This is a genomic window from Pseudomonas mendocina (assembly GCF_003008615.1).
Lineage (GTDB): Bacteria > Pseudomonadota > Gammaproteobacteria > Pseudomonadales > Pseudomonadaceae > Aquipseudomonas > Aquipseudomonas mendocina_C.
The window spans coordinates 5,380,768-5,398,718 of sequence record NZ_CP027657.1 but is presented as its reverse complement, the minus strand read 5'-3'; the positions used below and the strand labels follow the sequence as shown (position 1 = coordinate 5,398,718).

Sequence of the window (17,951 nt, the reverse complement as noted above, 5' to 3'; positions counted from 1 at the left end):
CGCTTAGAAGGACACGCCGAAACTCAGCGCGACGAAGTCGCGGTCTGCGTTCACGTTGTAATCACCGCCGAAGTAGTCGGTGTAGGACAGGCTGGCGGTGTAGGTGCTCAGGTAGGTGGCATCGAGGCCGACGCTGACGGCCTTGGAGCCCTCGTTGAAGCCGGGCTCGGGGCCGTAGCCCTTGACGTCATGCGACCAGGCCAGGCTGGGATTGAGCTGCACGCCCGGGATCAGGTTGCTGTATTCCCAGATGGCACGCAGGCGATAGCCCCAGGAGGTGCGGGTGACGTAGCCGTCGTCGGTGCAGTTCTCGGGTGCGGCTGCGTTGGTCAGGCTGGTGCAAGTGGCATTGCTTGGGTAGAGCTGGCCTTGGCCGTAGATGGTGCTGCGGCCATAGCGCGTGCCGCCCTTGCCCTCCAGGCCTCCGACCCAGGTCATGCCGGCCTCGCCGATCAGCGTGACGCGGTCGGCGCCCATCACCTGGTCGAAGAAATGCGTGGCGGTGACCTGCGCCTGGGTGACTTCCTTGCGTCGGTAGCCATAGATGTCCTGGTCGTTGGTTAGCGTGACGTCACCCGAGGAGAGCACCGGAGTGATCGCTGACACGCCGATCACGGCGCTGGTCAAGTCCACCGGGTTGATCTGCACAGGCATGTTCGGGCGGTAGCTGATTTCGCCGGCCAGGGTGGTGCCGCTGTCGAGGCTGGTACTGAAGCTCAGGCCATAGAGGCGGATATCCTCCGGATAGGCGGCGAAATAACGCGAGGTACCCAGCCGGTAGGCCTGGGCAAGGCTTTGCCCGGCCTCGCTGCCGAGGAAGCTGGAGCAGCCGAGTGCCGGAATGGAGAGGTTGGCGCACAGTTGCGAGGCGAACGTGGTATCGGTGGCGTTGGGGCCGCTGGTCACGCTGAAGTAGGGCTGGCGGCTGTGATAGTTGATGAAGTAGCCGGCGAACTCGCTGTTCAGCTCGGGAGCGAACCAGCGCAACGCCATGCCCCATTGACCGCTGTCGCGTGCGTTGTGATCGGCGCTGCGGGGGATCACGATACCTTCGTCGGAAAGCTGGACGCCGAAAGGTGATAGCGCGGCGACGGCAGAGGCGTTCTGGTTGATCACCGGGCCAGCTGTCAGGCTGTTGCAGCCGTCGGCCATGACATCGGTCTGGGAGAAGAAGGTGCCGCAGTTGTCGAGTACGGTCTGCTCCCAGTCCAGTTGATAGAAGCCTTCCGCGGAGAGGTTCTCGGTGAGGTTCTGCGAGACGAAGAACATGTTCACCGGGATCAGGCCCTCCTTGATTTCCGCGCCAGGGCGGCGGAAGGCGGCGACATCCACGGGGTTGATGGAGTTGATACCGCCCTGGATGAAGGTGCTTTCCCCCCAGCTCACCACCTGCTTGCCGAGGCGCACGGTGCCGGGCAGGTCGCCGATCATGTAGCTGTGGTAGAGGAAGGCGTCGAGCAGCTCGGCTCCCGAGGACTTGGCGCCTTCGTTGCGCCCGTTATCGTCGATGTCCTTGAATGGGCGGCTCTCGTCCTTGAGTTCGAAGTCGTACCAGTACTTGCCGCGTACGAACACGCCGCTGTCACCGTACTTGAGCTCCAGGTCGTGAATACCCTTGAAGATCTTCGAGAAGGTTTCGCCTTGCTCGAAGTTGCGGCGGCCATCGTCGGCGCTGCGGCTGCCGAGCAGTTCCTGCTTGGGGTTGCGCAGGGCCCAGCTCGCGCCGACCGAAAGGGTCGAGTCGAACTGGCCTTCGAGCTCACCGATATTGAACGTCACTGCCGAGGCCGGAAGGGCGGCGAGAGTGGTGAATCCGACGGCGACGGCAAGGCGGGTTCGCCGCCATGTGGGGTGGATGGGGTTCATTGCGTGACTACCTCTTGTTTTTGTGGGTTGGTCTGTTACGCGTCGTGGGGTTTTCCGGAGATGAGCGAGCACGTGGCCGGCTCCCGGAGCGCCGGCCAGTGATGGGGTTGCGTGGAGGTGGGGGCGAGCGCTTGGGCTCAACTCACCCAGTCGATAGGGAAGCTGTACCGGCCAAGTGCCTGAGCCAGCGCTTTCTGGCATCGACCGGCGGCGACCTGTGCCACCAGGCCGCGCCGAGCGTCCTGCACGACGTCGACGCTGAGATCCTTCAGGCCCAGCTCGGCGGCTTCCTCTTGCACCACGCGTGCGATCTCGCGCTGCTGCAGGGCTGGCTTGAAGATCTTGCCGACCGGAGTGACCGGAAGGGCTTCGAGGATCTCGATGCGCTTGGGTATGGCGGCGCGTTCGCTGATATGGCGGGAGGCGAAGTCCATCAGTTCGCCGCGCTCGGCCTTCTGCCCGGACGTGAGCTGGACATAGGCCACCGGCACTTCGCCCGCATGCGCGTCGGGACAGCCGACTGCCGCGACCAGGGCCACCGCCGGGTGGGCCTGCAGGGCTTCCTCGATCTGTTTCGGATCGATGTTGTGTCCACCGCGGATGATCAGCTCCTTCTTGCGTCCGGTGAGCCAGAAATAGCCGTGCACGTCCTGGCGTCCGAGATCGCCCGTGTTGAGCCAGCGCTGGCCGTTGATGTCGAGCCATACACCCTTGTTGTGCTGGGCCTCGAGGTAGCCGGCGAAGACGTTGGGGCCTTGGATGGCGATCACGCCGACTTCATCGGGGGCCGCGTCACGCAGGTAGCTGCCGTTATCGTCGAGAATCACCGCACGCATGTCCTGGTAGGCCAGGCGTAGGCCGATGGAACCTATCTTGCGCTCGCCGTCTGGTGGATTGACGGACGAGACGCAGGCGCCCTCGGTCAGGCCGTAGCCCTCCAGGATGCGCACGCCCACGCGCTGCTCGAACTCGCGGAACAGCTCGACCGGCATGGGCGCGGCACCACACAAGGCATATTGCAGGCTGCTGATGTCGAAACCCTCGGTCGGCTGCTGCAGCAGCGACGAGTAGACCGTCGGCACGCCCGAGAAGAAATTGATGCGGAAATGCTCGACCATGGCCCAGAAGTTGGCGACCACACCGGCCCCGCGATAACCCTGCGGCGTACCGATGACCACCTTGTCGCCATGCATCCAGGGCATCAGACCGGTGACCAGTTGACCGTTGACGTGAAACAGCGGCAGGCCGCAGAAGATCACCTGGCTGGCCTGGCGTGGCTGCATGTTGGCAGCCATGGCCCAGGCGTTGAACACCTCCGAACGGTGCGTGCGCACGGCGATTTTCGGCAGGCCGGTGGTGCCGCCGGTGCAGAAGTAGGACGAAGGATCTTCTGGGCGAATCTGCCGCCTGCTCTTCAGGTGATCACCCGGTTGCTGGCGCATCAGGTTGCGCAGGTCATGGATGCGCAGGCCGCGCTGGCGGGCTTTTTCGCGCAGCGCCATCCAGCCCAGCGCGAGTCCCGGCAGTGTGCTGACGTAGGGGCGCATGCTCACCCAGACGATGTCGCGCACGCTGGGCAGCTCGGTGAGCTGGCTGGCCAGCTTCGGCCACAAATCGCTACCGGGCGTGGGCGCCAGGGTTACCACCAGCTTGGCCTTGGCGGCCCGCAGCAGTTCGGCGATCTGTGGTGCTTCGAGCAAGGGGTTGATGGCCATGACGATGCCGGCCGCTTCACCTCCCCAAATGGTGAAGTGGGTTTCCGGCAGGTTGGGCAGCAGGAAAGCGACCACGTCACCAGGACCGATACCCAGGGCATGGAAGGCATTGGCGGCGCGGGTGATATCGGCGAACAGCTCGGCGTAGTTCCAGTCATGGGTGCGCTGGAAGTGCCTGGCGTCGAGCATGAAGCTCAAGGCGGGGGCCGTGGCGTTGTCTATCGCGCAACGCTGCAGTGCCGCATAGGTATTGGCGGCGAGTTTGCGCTCACTCAGCGGCGTCTGTTCCAGAGTGCGGATATCGAAGTAGGAACGGACGGCCATCAGGCTTGCTCCACCACGACGTTACGCTGTACGCCCAGGTCGATCAGGCCGTCGGCGCTGCTGATACGGGCTTCGACGACATCGCCTTTCTTCAGGTAATAGGCGCTACGTCCCTCCTGGGCCTTGAGGAAGGCTTTCCATTTCACGGCCTCCGGCAACAGGGCGCCGATGCGCTGTTTCATGGGTGATGGAATGCTCAGGGCACAACCGGCCGGCGTGCCCGTGGCGATCAGGTCGCCGGCGACGAAGTCCTGCACGCCGGACAGCTCTGTTAGGGTTTCCGCCGGGCCGTAGACCAGGTTGGCCGTGCTGTCCTGCTGACGCACCTGGCCGTTCACGGTCAGGCGTAACTGCAGTTTCTTCAGGTAGTGCATATCCTCGGCGCCGAGCAGGCAGAGGAAGGGGCCGACCGGGCCGAAGGTGCGATAGCTCTTGCCCTTGTAGAACTGCATCTGCGGGATCTGGATGTCGCGCGCCGAATAGTCGTTGACGATCACCACGCCGGCGACGAACTCATGCAGGTTGGCATCGGTCACGCGCTGCTGGCCGCTGATCTCGCGCTTGAGCACCAGGCCCAGCTCGATCTCGTAGTCGAGGAAGCGCACTTCGCGGGGTTTGATCAGCTCGCTGTCCGCCGCAACGATGCAGCTGGTGGCCTTGGTGAAGATCATGTTGAAGTTCTTCACGTCGGGATCCATACCCGACTCGATCATGTGCTGGCGGTAGTTGGCGCCCTGGCAGACGAACTGTTGATCACGGGTGATGGGCGAGAGCAGGCGCACTTCGTCGAGTGCCAGTTCATCGCCCTGCAACTCGGCCAACTGGTCGATATGGGTATTGCTGATCAGGTCGCCCGTGCTGGCGTAGGTTCCGGGAATCCGTGATATCCGTCCCTGGCGTATCACCCCCCACTGGGCTTGGTTCTGGTGCTCGAAATGGACTACATGAACAGGCATGGTGGTGACTCCCGGTGACGCGGTTAGTTGCACGGAGGCAGTGGATTGTTGTTGTTCTTCCCAGGCGGTCGCGGCGCACGGCAACAAGGCGCCACCGGCCAGGGCAAGGCTGGCCTTGAGCAGCGTGCGGCGCTTGCAGGCAGACATGGCGCGGGCGCTAGCCGAACATCCGCGCCAGCACGATCAGCTTGCGCAGGGTCAGATCCGGGCTATGGCGCAGGTTGCGCAGCAGGGCGCGCAGGTTGCCCAGGGTGAGCCGGGGCTTGGTGAAGCTCTTGGGCATGCGCTGCCCCCACTGCGACATGGCCTCCGGGCTGACCGCATGGATGCCGGTGGGCTGATCCGCAGTGAACAGGTCGCCGTCGCAGTAGTGCTCATGCTTGTCGCCCCAGGGGTCTTGCCAGTAGTCGAAGATCTGGCTGCCGAGGATGTGCCGGCCGATGCCCCAGGCATGTCGCCAGCCGTTCTGCCGCAGAACGCGCTGGCCCATGCCGACGGCATCGGCATCGACCACTTCGTAGGCGCTGTGGCTGTAGGTCGCCATGAAGCCCTGGGCGATGGCGAGGGTATGGTGGTCGGCCGGGGTGTCGCCCAGATCCAGGCGCATGAACGCCACCGCGGGCGAGCCGTCGGGCAGCACCTGCACGTCGCTGGGAATGAAGCCGAAGTGGTCGGTGTACCAGGCGCACGTCGCCTGGTAGTCGGCGACCTCCATGACGACATGGCCGAGGCGGATGATTTCGGGGGGCGCTACTGGCGGACGTTGGGTGGCGTTGATCCTGGGCAACTCGTCGACCAGATTCATCGGCAGCGGCGCGCGGTGAGGCAGGGCGGCTACAGCCTGTTGGCCATGGATTGCCTCGACCAGGAAACCGGAGGGATCGGTCAGTCGCACGCACTCGCCACCCCCAGGCGTCTGCAGCGTTGCGATGGACGAGGCGCCGGGCAGGGCTGCCAGGCGTTGCAGATCGGCACGGCTGGCCAGGGTCAGGCCGAAACCGACGAAGCGTGCTTTGTCCGCGCGCTGAACACGGTAGCAGTAGGGGGCGCTGCCGGTGCCGCGCAGGTACAGGCAGTCCGCTTCACGGTGGGCGACCTGGAGGCCGAAATCCACCAGGAAACGTTCGGCTTCATCAAGATCCGGGCGTTCGAAAATCAGGTGGGCCAAAGCCTGGGCCTTGACCGTGGGCTTGGCATGCCGTCTCGGTTGGGCAGTGGCGAGCAGAGGAGTGGGGCGTTGCGTCATTGTCGCGCTCTCCGGGGTTTTCGCAGGCAAAGAGAGGCCTGCGACCCTGTTCGGCAGGATCGTTGTTGGGGGTGACGAATCAGTCCAGGGTGTGCAGCGGCGGCAGATCAGTCGTCGCCAGACTGCGCGCTTCCTGGTCGGGCAGCCCGAGTGCGCGCAGGATCATCTCGGCGATGTCGCTGCCGGCTTCGCGCCAGGTCTTCAGCCCTTCAAGCACCAGGAACATGGCCGCCAGGGTGGAACCCGAGATCAGCGAGATGACGCTGACCATCTGCTCGTGGCGGAACTGGTAGCGACCGGCCTGCAGGCCGTTCATCAGGTCGAGGGTGGCCTGGCTGTAGAACATCTCGCGCAGCGACGCGTCGCTCATGGCGAAGCGGCTGAGAAAGATGCCCCACTGCGGCTCTTCATGAGTGCGCCGGACGAAGAAACGAATGCCGTTGGCCAGGCGCTGGGCGGGATCCTCGACCCCGGCGAAGCTGCGGCTGACCCGCTGGTGCATCTCCTTGCTCAGCTGGCTGGCTACCTGCTGGAACAACTGCTCGATGCTGTCGACGTTGTTGTAGATGGTGCCACGGGCTACGCCAGCCTCTTGGGCGAGGTCGCTGATGTTGACCTGGCTGACGCCTTTCTCGGCGAACAGGCGCAGTGCGGCCTGGTGAATGCGGCGTTGCACGGGGTTCAGGGCTTCCATGGGGCTCTCCACAGTCGAATCTGACTTTATTGAACACTCGTGTTCATTTCTCGTCAACAGGATATTTCTCTGTCTGATAGCCGGAGAGCTGGGTTGCAGGTGTTAAAGCTGATTAATTCCGGTGGTTTGAGTTCTTTTCAGCGTGCTTAGGGTATTTATCCGATTTTTTATATTGATTTAATTGAACACTGGTGTTCATTATTGTTGTGAGATGTCCTGTCACTGATCCCTAGGCATAACAACAATGAGCATCCAGCAAGGCCGTATCGACGTTCACCACCACATCATCCCGCCGGTCTATGCCGAGGCCATCCACCGTCACGGCCTGCAACTGCATGCGGGGGCGCCGTTGCCCAACTGGTCGCCGGAAAAGTCCCTGCAGGTCATGGATGTCAACGGCATCCAGCGTGCGATTACCTCCCTGACCACGCCGGGTGCCCACCTCGGTGGCGGGGTGGCGCAGGCCAGTAGCCTGGCGCGCGCCTGCAATGAGTACGCCGCCGAACTGTGCAGCCGGCATCCTGAGCGCTTCGGCAGCTTTGCCCTGTTGCCACTGCCGTTCACCGAAGCCAGCTGCGCCGAAGCGATCCACGCGCTGGATGTGCTCAAGGCCGATGGCCTGGTGATGTTCGGCAGTAGCGATGGGGTCTTTCTCGGCGACCCGCGTTTCGACGAGCTGATGGCCGAGCTGGATCGCCGCGAGGCAGTGGTATTCGTTCACCCCAACCTGCATCAGACCAGCGAGCAGTTGGGCATGCAGGCGCCGGGCTTTCTCATCGAGTTTCTCTGCGACACGACGCGGGCTGCGGTCAATCTGATCCTCACCGGCACGCTCGAGCGTTATCCGCGCATTCGCTGGATCCTCGCCCATGGCGGTGGTTTCCTGCCGTACGTGGCCTGGCGCGTATCGCTGGCCAATGCGCTGCCGCAGTTTCAGGACAAGGCGCCACAGGGGGTGATGCACTACCTCAAGCGTTTCTACTTCGACACCGCGCTGTCGCCCTCGCGCTACTCGATGGCGGCGCTCAAGGCGCTGGTCGAACCGTCGCATATCCTCTTCGGCAGCGACTTCCCCTTCGCCCCAGCTCCGCTGACCACCCTGCAATGCCAGACGCTGGAGGAGAACCCGCTGTGGTCTGCGGAGCAGTTGTACGGTATTCACCGTGGGCATGCCCTGAGCCTGTTCCCGCGCTATCGCCAGGAGGGCGAGGTGGTACAGCCTGCGCCGATCTACAGCGGTGAATCGTTCACCAACCGTTTGAAGCGAAACCTGGCCCGCCCGGTCGGTGCCTTCGTCGAACGCGTACGCAGTCGCTGAGGCCGAGTATGAAACGTCGTCATTTCATGGTTGGCGCCGGCGCGCTCGTCGGTGCCTCGCTACTGGCGGAAAACCTGCCCGGCCTGGGTTCCGCTTCACAGTCCGGCGCGCCTGAAAGCGAAGAGGCGCCTGTGAGCGTCGAGCCGCATTCGGCGTCGTGGCGCGTCGATGTACACCATCACCTGCTGCCGCCTTTTTATGTCGAGGCGCTGCAGCGCGCAGGGTTCGGCGGGGTTGCCGGGCAGACGTTGCCGCCGTGGACGCCGGAGCATTCGCTGGCCCTGCTCGATGCCCAGGGCATCCAGGCGGCGCTGATGTCCCTGCCGGCGCCGGCGGTCGACTTCGCTGAGCCCGCTGCCCGCGCCGAACTGGCGCGGCGCTGCAACGAGTACGCGGCCGAGTTGGTGCAGCGCCAGGCGAATCGCTTCGGTACGTTCGCCACGCTGCCATTGCCGTCCACAGCTGAGGCGTGTACCGAGGCGATTCACGCGCTGGATGTGCTCAAGGCCGATGGCGTGATGCTGCTGGCCAGCAGTTCAGGCGTTTTTCTCGGCGATCCACGCCTGGACGAGCTGATGGCCGAGCTGGATCGACGCGAAGCGACCGTGTTCGTCCAGCCCAACCTGCATCCGAGCAGCCAGACGCTGGCCGTGGAGGCGCCAGGCTTCGTACTGGAACTGGTCTGCGACACGACCCGTGCCGCCGTGAACCTGATGCTTTCGGGGACGATGGAGCGTTATCCGGGTATCCGCTGGATTCTCGCCAATGCCGGCGGCTTCCTGCCCTATGCGGCCTGGCGGGTGTCGCTGGCCAATGCCATCCCCGAGTTTCAGGAGCGCGTGCCTCAGGGGGTGATGAGCTATCTGCAGCGCTTCTATTTCGATACCGCATTGGCGCCGTCGGCCCCGACCCAGGCGGTTCTGCACGAACTGGTCGAGCCGCGTCAGGTGTTGTTCGGCAGTGGCTTCCCAATTGCTCCGCCCGCGTTGGTCGAGCAGCAGCTAGCAGAGCTGGGCAGTGCTTCCCCATGGTCGGCCACACAGCTTGCCGGTATCGCACGTGGCCATGGGCTGAGCCTGTTCCCGCGTTTTGCCAAGGCTGGCGAGGCGGTCGTCGCCGCGCCCCGTCATGCATCCGAGTCCACCCTGCACCGACTGGGGCGGACGGCTACCCAACCGCTGGCCGCACTGGCTCAGCGTCTTAAGGATTGAAGCTATGAGCCGCTTGTTCGAGCCGTTGCACCTGCCCAACGGCCAGGTCATCCCCAACCGTATCGCCAAGGCCGCAATGGAGGAGAACCTGGCCGACGTCGACCATGCGCCGAGCCCGGCACTGATCCAGCTCTACCGCAGCTGGGCGCAGGGCGGTGCGGGCCTGATCATCACCGGCAACGTGATGGTCGATCGTCATGCGCTGACCGGGCCGGGAGGCGTGGTGCTGGAAAGTGACAGGCATTTGCCACGGTTTCACGACTGGGCGCAGGCATGCCGCAGCGAGGGCGCGCAGGCCTGGCTGCAGATCAATCATCCCGGCCGGCAGTTAATGGCTGTCCTTGGTCAGCCGGCACTCGGGCCGTCGGCGGTGCCGGTGAAGATCCCCGGTCTGGAGCGACTGTTCGCCCAGCCCCGCGCCCTGTCCGAAAGGGAGATCGAGGCACTGATCGAGCGCTACGTCCGCACCGCCGTGCTGGCCGAACGTGCCGGCTTCACCGGCGTTCAGATCCATGCGGCGCACGGTTACCTGTTCAGCCAGTTTCTTTCGCCACTGAGCAATCGCCGCGATGATCAATGGGGCGGCAGCCTGGAGAATCGTGCGCGCATCCTGCTGCGTACCGTGGCTGCCGTACGGGCGCAGGTCACTGCGCAGTTCTGTGTGGCGGTGAAGCTCAATTCGGCCGATTTCCAGAGGGGCGGCTTCGATAGCGAGGAGGCAACTGCCGTGGTGCAGATGCTCAACCCGCTGGCGGTGGATCTGATCGAGCTTTCCGGTGGCAGCTACGAGAGCCCGGCGATGCAGGGGCAGACACGCGACGGCAGTACCCTGGCGCGCGAAGCCTACTTTCTCGAATTCGCCGAGCGCATCGGCGCGGTAGCGCGCATGCCGATCATGGTCACCGGCGGCGTGCGCCGCAAGGCAGTCGCCGAGCAGGCCTTGCAGGGGCGTGTGGCGATGGTCGGCATGGCCACTGCGCTGGCCATGGAGCCACAGTTACCGACACGCTGGCGCCAAGGCGAGGATGCCGTCGTGCAGCCTGTGGTGGTGAACTGGAAGAACAAGGCGCTTGCCGCCGGGGCGACCCAGGCCGTGGTCAAGAAACAGCTGGTACTGCTGGGCAAGGGGCGTCCGACCAACCCGAGGGTATCTCCCTTGCTGGCGTTGCTCGGAAGTCAGCTGACGCTCCGGCGTCAGGCGCGCCGCTACCGGCGCTGGCTGGCGAGCACGCGTTAGTCCGGCAGGGCCTGGCGAGCCAGCTTGCGTGCTCTGGCCGGTGTGGCGCCCAGGGCCTTGAGGATCATTTCCGCGAGCCGCGCATCGTGTTCCGCTGCGCTACGCCCCTCGACCGCACTGCGCATCGCGCCCAGTGTGCAGGACACCACTAGGTCGAGGGCGATGCCTTCGTCTTCATAGCTGAGGGCGCCTTCCTCGGCACCGGCGCGCAGGTCAGCCAGCACATAACCAGCGATTTTCGAGCGCATGGCCTGGTCGAAGTGCACCACGCGGATCACTGCGCTGGCCCATTGCGGGTCGGCGAGCGCACGCAGGATGAACAGGCGAATGCCTACGGCCAGACGCTGTGCGCCGCTGTGAATGCCGGCGCTGCGCGAGGCGATGACTTCGGAGAACTCGTCGGCCAGGCTCAGGCCGACGGCTTCCACCACTTCCTCGCGGGAGCGGAAGTAGTTGTAGATGGTACCGCTGGCCACCTCTGCTTCCGTGGCCACGTCGAGCAGCGCCACTTCGCCCACCTCCTTGCGGGCGAACAGGCGCAATGCTGCATCGATCAGGCCGCGGCGTGTGCGCTCGCGCTTCTTGTAGCCGCGAGTGAGGGGCTGGGCAGGCGCGCTACTGGGTGTATCGGCTCGACTCATGCTCGGGTTCCGCAGAATGGATGGCCGATGATAAGGGACGCAGAGGGGCTGGGGCCATTCACTTTCCCAGCAGGCGCAGGCAGTCGTCGATCAGGCTTGCGGCCTGAGCGGCGTGGCCGCCATGCATGAGGATCCGATCCGGGCGAACCACCAGCAGCGAGCCCATCGCGGCAGCCCCCATCAGGCTCTGTCCGAGGTCTTCGACGAATGGGCCGGGGCCTTTGCTGCGCTGGCCATGCAGGCCGACTTGCAGGTAGCGGCCACCTGCCTGCTCCCAGCGGCGCTTGAGATCGGCGGGTAGGCCCACGCCAGGATCGACGCCCAGGCCGATCAGGGTCAGGCTGTCACCCAGCACGTCGTCACTGGGCAGGATGCGTCCGTCGCTGGTACGCACCAGCCCCTGTGGCAGCAAGCCACCGCGCAGCACGCCGCAGCGTCGGGTTCTGCTCACGAACAGACCATGGCGGAAAACGTTCTTCGGCTTGATCTCCAGTTCCTCGAAGTGACGACGGGCTGGCGGGATCAGGCTGACGAGGCGCATCAGGCCATGACCGAGCGCGGCAAGCAGGGCGTTCCTCGGCATGATCAGGCGACCCATGAATTTGGCCAGGTCGATCATCTGCTGGGCATGCGGGCGGCGCTCCTCGTCATAGCTGTCGAGAATGTCCGGGCTCGCCCGGCCTTGCAGCACCCAGCTCAGTTTCCAGGCCAGGTTGGCGGCATCGCGCAGGCCGGCGACCAGGCCTTGGCCGACGAATGGCGGGGTGATGTGGGCGGCGTCGCCGATGAGAAATACCCGGCCTTGCTGGAAGCGTTTGCAGCAGCGTGCGTGGAAGCGGTACACGGCCTTGCGCTCGATGTGCAAGTCGCTGGGTGCGATCCAGCGTTCGAGAAGCGTGCCGATCTTGTCGGCATGCTCCATCTGCTCGCGCGTCTCGCCTGCGCGCAGCATGAACTCCCAGCGTTCGCGGCCGCCCGGCGCCGGCATGTGCGGCGTCGGTCGACGGTGGTCGCAGAGGAACTCCACATGGTCGATAGCCTTGCCTTCGCGTTGGCAGGCATCGACGATCAGCCAGTCCTCGGTATAGCTCTGACCCTCAAAGTCCTGACCGATCAGGCTGCGCACCTTCGAGCTGGCACCATCGGCACCCACCAGATAGCGCGCACGTACCTGATGCAGATCCCCGTCCTCTGTGCGCAGCATGGCCGTGACGCCGTCGCTGTCCTGGTGAATGTCCATCAACTCCAGGCCGCCAAGGCTGGTGACGTTGTCGAAGCGCTGGAATTGCGCGCGCATCGAGCGCTCCAGATCCGGCTGGTAGAAGGTCACCAGCTTGGGATGACCGTCCAGGCTGCCACTGGTATTGGCGCGGCCGAACTGGCCGACCATGGGGCAGTGCATGCGCACCTCGGGGATCACGATCCTGTCGAAGGCATCTTCGGCCAGACCGGCCAGTTGGAGGATTCTCAGTGCCTCGTTGTCCAGCGCGATGGCGCGTGGCATCAGCAGGATGTCGTGGATCCTGTCGACGACCAGGGTCTGGACGCCGTAGCGGCCGAGCAGGGCGGCCAGCGTGGCACCCACCGGGCCGGTGCCGATGATCAGTACGTCGGTGGTGTCAGGCAGCGATTTATTGTTGTTGTGCATGGCGGGCCCTTGTGATGGCTCATGGATTTAATGGCAGATTATTCAAAAATGAAAAATTGCTCAATATTGATTCATGAGTTAAAAAATACCTACAACAAGAAACGCGCACGCCGTGCCGAAGGAGTCCACCCATGTCTTTCCCTGCATATCCCACTCGCGTCCTGACCGCCGAGGAAATCCAGCGCTACCGAGAGGACGGTGTCGTCATGCTCAGGGGCGCCATCGATCCCAACTGGATGGCCCTGGTGGAGAGTGGTATCGAGACAGCGAGAGGCGATGCTTCGCTGGTGGGGCGCTTCATGTCGCGCAAGGTCGAGGGCTACCAGATGGATATCTTTCTGTGGAAGCGCATCGATGCCCTGCGTGACCTGATCTACTACGGGCCTTTCGCGCGCTGGGCCCAGCAGTTGATGGGTTCGCAGCAGGTGCGTTTCTTCTATGACCAGATGTTCGTCAAGGAGCCCGGAACCGATGCACCGACGCCCTGGCATCAGGATCTGAGCTTCTGGCCTATTCGCGGCGAGCAGATCTGCTCGTTCTGGATTCCCTGCGACCCGGTCAACCGCGAGAACAGCGGGCTGCTGTACGTGAAGGGTTCGCACAAGTGGCCGCAGCGTTTCAAGGCCATCTCGCCGGACTATGTGGCGGCTATCATCGACGAGCAGATGGATGACATCCCCGATATCAACGCTCATCCCGAGCGCTATGAGTTGCTCGACTGGGACATGGAGCCAGGCGATATCCTGATGTTCCACCCGCTGACCCTGCATGGCTCCTACGGCAATCAGTCACGCACGCGCCGTCGTCGCGCCCTGGCCTTGCGCTGGGTGGGGGACGATGTGATCTACGCGCCTTCGGCCAGGCGCATGCCGATTCACTTCGAGCACTCGTCGGTACCGGGCGGTGCGCTGCAGGGGGCCGCGTTCCCGCGCATCCTGCCCGAGATGGATGCGCAGGAACGTGCTGCCCGAGCCAGGCCGGAGCGACCCAGCACGAGCAAACTGCTGCGTTCTTCGCTGAGCAACGCCGTGGCGGCTGCAAGGCTGGTGCTCAAGCCCGGCAAGACAGCTTCGCTCAAGCAGACGTGGACGAAGTCCGAGACCTGACCCTGGTAGCGACCTGAAGCGCTGCCATGAATGCGCGACGCCCGTCAGGGGGAATCCTGGCGGGCGTCGTGACTACGGTGGGAAGGCGATCAGCGGAACGCCGGCACCACGTGCTGGATGAACAGCTCCAGCGACTTCTTCTTCTCGGCGTAGGGTAGGCTGTTGTCGGCCCAGAAGCTGAACTCGTCGACGCCCAGTTCCTGGTAGTGACGGATGCGCGCGATGATTTCTTCCGGGGTGCCGATCATGGTGTTCTTGCGGATGTTCTCCAGTTCGAACTCCGGGCGCTCCTTGAATTTCTCTTCCGGGCTCGGCGGCAGCAGGCCGTTGACCGGTGTCTGCTTGTTGCCGAACCAGGCGTCGAAGGTGCGATAGAAGCGCGAGATGGCTGCGGCCCCGACCTTCCAGCCTTCCGGATCGTCCACCGTGTGCACGTGGGTGTGGCGCAGCACCATCAGCTGCGGGCGTGGCACGTCCGGATTGTTGGCCAAGGCCGCTTCGAACTTGTTCTTAAGATCCACGACTTCTTCGTCGCCTTTCATCAGCGGTGTGACCATGACGTTGCAACCGTTGGCGACGGCGAAGTTGTGCGAGTCGGGGTCGCGTGCGGCGATCCACATCGGCGGGGTCGGTTGCTGCAGCGGACGCGGCGAGGAAGTCGAGGTGGGGAATTTCCAGATCTCGCCTTCATGAGCGATATCGCCCTGCCACAGGGCTTTGACCACCGGCACCATCTCGCGCAGGTACTTGCCGCCGTCAGTGGCAGGCATGCCGTTCATCATGCGGTCGAATTCGTACTGGTAGGCGCCACGGGCCAGGCCGACTTCCATGCGACCGTTGCTGATCACGTCGAGCAGGGCGCATTCACCGGCCACGCGGATGGGGTGCCAGAACGGCGCGATGATGGTGCCGGCGCCCAGACGGATGGTGTGGGTGCGGGCGGCCAGGTAGGCCAGCAGCGGAATGGGGCTGGGGGAGATGGTGTATTCCATGGCGTGGTGTTCACCGATCCACACGGTGGAGAAGCCGCCGTTCTCGGCCATGAGCGTGAGCTCGGTCAACTCGTCGAAAAGCTGGCGATGGCCGACCTGCTCGTCGTAACGCTCCATATGAACGAACAAAGAGAATTTCATGCTGATGTCCTCAAGTCTGTTGGGTCGTTTTCGACCTGCTACGGCGAAGCGTTCACTGCGCTTCTGCTGGGGAGATTCCGCTATCGGGTTCGGCGCTATGCAAGGCGGCGCGGATCGCTATATATTGGTATACCATAATATGGAATGTCTGCAAGACCTGCCATTCGACTATTGTCAAAACAACAAGGGCCGTCCATGAGTATCAAGCACAAACTGGTCATGACCTTCGCGGTCATCGCCAGCCTTCCCGTCATTCTGGTCGCGGTTCTGGTGGTGCTGAACCTGCGTGACTCGGCCAGGGAGGATTTCATCGACAGCAGTGGAAGCGAAATCCGCCAGGTGGAGAACGCCATGCGCCTGTTCTTCGACGGTATCAGTCAGAACGTCGATTACCTGGCCGCACATCCGCAGATTGCTGCGACGGATGCGAACCTCAAGCGTTTCACCACCGCCGAGATGGCTGCTCAGCCCGAGGGCGAGCAGGATCGTGCATTGTTCGAGCTGTTCGCCGGGCTGGCGGCCAGTCATCCGGCCTATGCCTACGTCTCGCTGGGGACGAGCGAAGGCGGCTATGTGTTCTGGCCGGGAGATCCGAGCCTGAGCAATTACGATCCGCGCACGCGTCCCTGGTACCAGCGGGCGATGGCCGAGCCGAACAAGACGCTGCGTACCGAGGCCTATTACTGGGCGGCTGACGACGTGGTGCTGGTGAGTACCGTGCGTAGCCTGGCCAACCGCCTCGGCCAGCAGGGTGGGGTGGTCAACATCGATGTTTCGCTGCGTCAGCTCACCGACATCGTGCGGCAGATCAAGCTGGGTGAGAGTGGCTACCTGATGCTGATGGAGCGCAATGGCACGGTGCTGGTCGACCCGAGCCAGCCGGAGCATAACTTCAAGGCGCTCAAGGATCTCGGCAGCGCTTATGCTGAGCTGGCCGCAACCCGTGACGGGTTGGTCGAGCTGGCCATCGATGGCCAGCCGTTCATGGCCAATGTCTATTCCTCGGAAACGTTGGGTTGGCAGTTCATCGGGCTGGTCAAGAAGAGCGAGGTGATGGCCGGTGCGACCCACATGACCTGGCTCATCGTGTCCATCGCGGCGCTGGTGGCGCTGGCCTTCGCTGTGCTCGGTGCTGTGTTCGCCAGCATGATCGTGCGGCCGATCAGCGCTGTGGCCAGCGGCCTGGAAGGCATCGCCCAGGGTGAGGGCGACCTGACCAACAGCCTGGTCGTACGTGGCCGTGACGAGACGGCGCAACTGGCCGGCTGGTTCAACCGGTTTCTGGCGTCGATCCGCGACATGATCCTCAGCATCGGCCAGGCGGCCGGGCGCATCCACAGCAGCTCCAGCAGTTCCAACGAGGTGGCGCAGGAGCTGGCGGATGTGGCAGCGCGCCAGCGCGAAGCGGTGGACATGGTGTCCACCGCCTTCCACGAAATGGTCATGACCGCCAACGAGGTGGCCCGCGCCTGTTCCGAGGCCGCCGGGTCGGCGGATGCAGGGCAGCGCCAGGCACACGACGGGCAGCAGCAGATCGAAGCCTCGGCCAGCAGCGTGACGCGCCTGAGCGAAGAGATGCAACTGTCGGTGCAGTCGATGCAGCAACTGCAGCAGGACAGTGATTCGATCCAGTCGATCCTCGGCACCATCCGCGCGATTGCCGAGCAGACCAACCTGCTGGCGTTGAATGCTGCCATCGAGGCGGCGCGAGCCGGTGAGCAGGGCCGTGGTTTTGCCGTGGTGGCTGACGAGGTGCGTGCGCTGGCCAAGCGCACCGCCGATGCCACGGGGGAGATCGACGGCCTGCTCGGCAACCTGGCGCGACGCACGCAGGACACCGCTCGGCAGATGCACGCCAGCCTCGACGTGTCGCGTCAGACGGTGAATTCGATTGGTGAGGCGCGCTCCAGTTTCGAGCGCATCCGCGAGGCGGTGGACAACATCCGCGACATGAACACGCAGATCGCCACGGCAGCCGAGGAACAGCACCAGGTCGCGGAGGACATCAACCGCCATATCAGCCAGATCCACAGCGACTCGCAGCAGGTCGCCGAACTGGCCGAATCCACCAGCCATGATGCGCGAACCTTGACTGAGCTATCCGATGAGCTGAACCAGTTGGTCAGGCGCTTCAAGACCTGAGTGCGAACGCAGGCCGAAAGCAAACGGGGGAGTGGATGTCATCCACTCCCCCGTTTGCGTGATGAGGTGACCCGGCGTGCGAGGGCCGCTGACTTCAGGCCAGAGCGGGCAGGGCGCCCATCTTGCCGCGGCAGTAGATCATTGGCGCCAGGCTCTGTTCGGCGACGATCAGGTTCTTTACTTCACCTACCAGGATGGCGTGGTCACCGCCTTCGTACTCGCGCCACAGCTCGCATTCGATGACGGCGGTGGCGTTCGCCAGGATCGGGTTGCCCAGCTCGCTCAACGACCACTCGATACCTTGTGCCTTGTCCTTGCCCTTTTTGGCGAAGGCATAGGCTTCGTCCTTCTGCTCGGCGGAGAGCAGGTGGATGGCGAAGCGCTTGTTGCGGATCAGGGTGGGGTAGGAGTCGGAGCTGTAGTTGGGACAGAACAGCACCAGAGCAGGCTCCAACGACAGGGAGCTGAAGGCGCTGGCGGTCAGGCCGACGATCTGGCCGTCATCGTCCAGCGTGGTGATCACGGTCACGCCGGAGGGAAAGGAACCCATGACTTTCTTGTAGGTATCTGCGTCGATCATTGCGAAGGGCCTGTACAGGGTGGTTTGTGGATTTCGGTATTGTGGTATGCCAAATAAGACGGCGGACAAGCCCTGGTTTCACTCGATGGTCGGCTTCGTCGTCAGCGCAGGGCCAGGGTTTGAGCATCGCCTTG

The 17,951-nt window shown here is 63.8% G+C and carries 14 protein-coding genes; 5 read left to right on the top strand and 9 right to left on the bottom strand.

Features of this window, described 5'->3' with window-relative positions; all coding sequences use genetic code 11:
- Nucleotides 1–3: 3 nt before the first annotated feature.
- The 5 genes from C7A17_RS25060 to C7A17_RS25040 all read right to left on the bottom strand — a co-directional run bounded on the left by C7A17_RS25060 (nt 4) and on the right by C7A17_RS25040 (nt 6,801).
- Nucleotides 4–1,866: a DUF1302 domain-containing protein gene (locus C7A17_RS25060; RefSeq protein WP_106741903.1), complete on the bottom strand. Its 1,863-nt coding sequence runs from the start codon at nt 1,864–1,866 to the stop codon at nt 4–6.
- Nucleotides 1,867–2,003: 137 nt separating this feature from the next.
- Nucleotides 2,004–3,905, bottom strand: a complete 1,902-nt coding sequence (locus C7A17_RS25055) for an acyl-CoA synthetase (RefSeq protein ID WP_106741900.1) — start codon at nt 3,903–3,905, stop codon at nt 2,004–2,006.
- Nucleotides 3,905–4,861, bottom strand: a complete 957-nt coding sequence (locus C7A17_RS25050) for a fumarylacetoacetate hydrolase family protein (RefSeq protein ID WP_106743171.1) — start codon at nt 4,859–4,861, stop codon at nt 3,905–3,907. The genes C7A17_RS25055 and C7A17_RS25050 overlap by 1 nt, the downstream gene beginning before the upstream one ends.
- Nucleotides 4,862–5,018: 157 nt before the next feature.
- Nucleotides 5,019–6,107, bottom strand: coding sequence for a VOC family protein (locus C7A17_RS25045; RefSeq protein ID WP_106741898.1), 1,089 nt, complete (start codon nt 6,105–6,107; stop codon nt 5,019–5,021).
- A 79-nt stretch (nt 6,108–6,186) separates the two neighbouring features.
- Nucleotides 6,187–6,801 (bottom strand): TetR/AcrR family transcriptional regulator, encoded by a 615-nt coding sequence (locus C7A17_RS25040; protein ID WP_106741895.1) that lies wholly within the window; start codon nt 6,799–6,801, stop codon nt 6,187–6,189.
- A gap of 244 nt (nt 6,802–7,045) precedes the next feature.
- On the opposite strand from C7A17_RS25040, the gene C7A17_RS25035 reads away from it, so the two are divergent.
- Genes C7A17_RS25035 through C7A17_RS25025 form a run of 3 tightly spaced genes read left to right on the top strand, consistent with a single transcriptional unit; the run spans nt 7,046 to nt 10,567 of the window.
- Entirely contained in the window at nt 7,046–8,119 is a 1,074-nt protein-coding gene (locus C7A17_RS25035) for an amidohydrolase family protein (protein WP_106741893.1), read from the top strand.
- Between the two features lie 8 nt (nt 8,120–8,127).
- On the top strand, nt 8,128–9,330 hold the full coding sequence (locus tag C7A17_RS25030) for an amidohydrolase family protein (RefSeq protein WP_234035855.1): 1,203 nt from the start codon (nt 8,128–8,130) through the stop codon (nt 9,328–9,330).
- A 4-nt stretch (nt 9,331–9,334) separates the two neighbouring features.
- Nucleotides 9,335–10,567, top strand: coding sequence for an NADH:flavin oxidoreductase/NADH oxidase family protein (locus C7A17_RS25025; RefSeq protein WP_106741890.1), 1,233 nt, complete (start codon nt 9,335–9,337; stop codon nt 10,565–10,567).
- Here C7A17_RS25025 and C7A17_RS25020 read toward each other — a convergent pair.
- Nucleotides 10,564–11,208, bottom strand: coding sequence for a TetR/AcrR family transcriptional regulator (locus C7A17_RS25020; RefSeq protein ID WP_106741888.1), 645 nt, complete (start codon nt 11,206–11,208; stop codon nt 10,564–10,566). The genes C7A17_RS25025 and C7A17_RS25020 overlap by 4 nt on opposite strands.
- A 58-nt stretch (nt 11,209–11,266) precedes the next feature.
- Nucleotides 11,267–12,856 carry a bifunctional 3-(3-hydroxy-phenyl)propionate/3-hydroxycinnamic acid hydroxylase MhpA gene (gene mhpA / locus C7A17_RS25015; RefSeq protein WP_106741885.1) on the bottom strand — a complete coding sequence of 530 codons (1,590 nt, stop codon included), beginning with the start codon at nt 12,854–12,856 and terminating at the stop codon, nt 11,267–11,269.
- Nucleotides 12,857–12,987: 131 nt separating this feature from the next.
- On the opposite strand from mhpA, the gene C7A17_RS25010 reads away from it, so the two are divergent.
- A complete protein-coding gene (locus tag C7A17_RS25010; RefSeq protein WP_106741883.1) occupies nt 12,988–13,962 on the top strand; it encodes a phytanoyl-CoA dioxygenase family protein in 975 nt (324 codons plus the stop codon).
- A gap of 89 nt (nt 13,963–14,051) precedes the next feature.
- Here C7A17_RS25010 and C7A17_RS25005 read toward each other — a convergent pair whose 3' ends face one another.
- Complete coding sequence (locus C7A17_RS25005; RefSeq protein WP_106741881.1) at nt 14,052–15,095, bottom strand: LLM class flavin-dependent oxidoreductase; 1,044 nt, start codon at nt 15,093–15,095, stop codon at nt 14,052–14,054.
- A gap of 195 nt (nt 15,096–15,290) precedes the next feature.
- On the opposite strand from C7A17_RS25005, the gene C7A17_RS25000 reads away from it, so the two are divergent.
- Nucleotides 15,291–17,237 (top strand): methyl-accepting chemotaxis protein, encoded by a 1,947-nt coding sequence (locus C7A17_RS25000; RefSeq protein ID WP_106741878.1) that lies wholly within the window; start codon nt 15,291–15,293, stop codon nt 17,235–17,237.
- A gap of 94 nt (nt 17,238–17,331) precedes the next feature.
- Here C7A17_RS25000 and C7A17_RS24995 read toward each other — a convergent pair whose 3' ends face one another.
- Nucleotides 17,332–17,817 carry a flavin reductase family protein gene (locus C7A17_RS24995; RefSeq protein WP_106741875.1) on the bottom strand — a complete coding sequence of 162 codons (486 nt, stop codon included), beginning with the start codon at nt 17,815–17,817 and terminating at the stop codon, nt 17,332–17,334.
- Between the last annotated feature and the right edge of the window lie 134 nt (nt 17,818–17,951).